Annotated in this window: 2 protein-coding genes; one reads left to right on the forward strand and one right to left on the reverse strand. The window is 64.8% G+C overall.

Annotated features, from left to right (window positions below):
• Window positions 1-168 precede the first annotated feature (168 nt).
• Window positions 169-1335, forward strand: a complete 1167-nt coding sequence (locus tag HYE82_RS36400; protein ID WP_179178497.1) for a DUF3578 domain-containing protein — start codon at window positions 169-171, stop codon at window positions 1333-1335.
• A gap of 18 nt (window positions 1336-1353) precedes the next feature.
• Here the strand turns inward: HYE82_RS36400 and HYE82_RS39600 are convergent, their stop codons facing one another.
• The gene (locus HYE82_RS39600; protein WP_369009827.1) at window positions 1354-1581 is read right to left on the reverse strand and encodes an SEC-C metal-binding domain-containing protein; all 228 of its coding nucleotides are present in this window, start codon (window positions 1579-1581) and stop codon (window positions 1354-1356) included.
• Window positions 1582-1589: the final 8 nt, after the last annotated feature.

Here is a 1589-nt window from a genome sequence, read left to right on the forward strand (position 1 = left end):
GCCCCACCCCACCCACAGCCACAGCCCGCGGCCACCAACAGCTGCTGCTGTTCCCCGAGCGGCGGGGGGCGAAAGCACTCCCCAGATGAGGAGTTGGTGGCGGCGCAAGCTGATTGAAATCTGATCGAATGGGATTGACTCGCTTTGGCTTGTGCGTAGCTTCGTGCCATGACGATGCGGGATTTGCTTCTTGAGGTTGCAGGGACCTACGACCAGAAGGCTGGTACGGGTAAGGGAGTGCCCGGCCAGCAGGTGCTGCGCGGTGTGGCCGGCCGCAGCGATCTCGGGCCGCTGGGCAACCTGGTTGTTGCTGGGTACGGCGGGAACGGGAGCGCGGCGAGTGCGCCATGGATCGGCCTCTTCGATCCTGAGATCAACACTGACCCCAAGAAGGGCCTGTACCTCGCCTTCATCTTCAGCACGGACCTGAGTTCGGTGACCCTCACCGTCCAGCAAGGGGTCACCGATCTCAGCGACAAGATCAAGGAGCGGCAAGCCATCCTGGCGCAGTTGGAGCGACGCTCCGCACGGCTCCACGGATCTCTGCCACCCACCCTCGGGCAGCAGTGGGGACAACGTCCCGTGCTGGGTCGTGGGAAGCGTCCTGAGGCGTATGAAGCCGCGAGTGTGGCGGCGCGACGCTATGAGGTCGATGCCATGCCCGTGGAGGAGCAACTACAAGAGGATCTGCGGGTGGCCACGAGCCTCCTTCAGCGAGCCGCGGCAGCGGACGCTGCTTGGCGTAAGGCCGCGGACGATGACGACCACGTGTCTGCCGTCCTGCCGGAACAGAGGCGCCGGAAGCCCTCAACCGCATCCTCGTCCTCGCCCTCAACCACGTCCAGGTCCATATCCGCACCCGAGCCCGTCGCCTTGGGGTTCAAGCCTCGGGACAGCAGCGGGTACATCGCGAACATCGCTGCACAGCAGCAGGTGAAGAGCCAGAAGCACGAGGAGCTGATCAGGGAATTCGGTGCCTATATCGAGACGCGGAGTTACATGCCGCGGAACGTGCACATCCACCCGAAGGACTTGATCCTCAAGCAGGGGGATGTGCTGTCTCCCGGCGATCCGGAGTGGCTCGTTGAGGTCAAGGTCGTGCGGAAGGGAGACGTGACGGCAGCCGTGCGAGAGGCTGTCGGGCAACTTCGCGAGTACGGCTACTTCCTTTATCGGGAGAAGCAGCTCGCCGCCCCCCACCTGATCGCTCTGTTCTCCGAGGACATCGGCGCGTATGGGCCCTACCTGGAAGACCAAGGCATTGCCGCAATCTGGCAGACCGGAGACGGTTGGGCCGGGACGCCCACCGCCGCCGCCTGGGGCATGGTCGACTGATCGCGCCCAGTTTGCCGCTCACGCCGTGGGCGGGCGGCCGTGGCAGTCGGCGTAGGGCTTGGTCGAGGTGCACCAGCAGGGGGCGTTCGGGGCGGATTCCGCTATGTGATCGAGGCCACGGGGCGGGATGGCGTTACCCCCCGAATCGATCCTGCCGATGTGGTTAGGGAGGGATTCTCCAGCCTCCCGATCGAGATTCCCCGGATTTTGGCCAGTGCGGAACTCACTCTGCGTTTGGCGGCGCAGTTCGACGA

The organism is Streptomyces sp. BR123 (genome assembly GCF_013401435.1).
Taxonomy (GTDB): Bacteria; Actinomycetota; Actinomycetes; order Streptomycetales; family Streptomycetaceae; genus Streptomyces.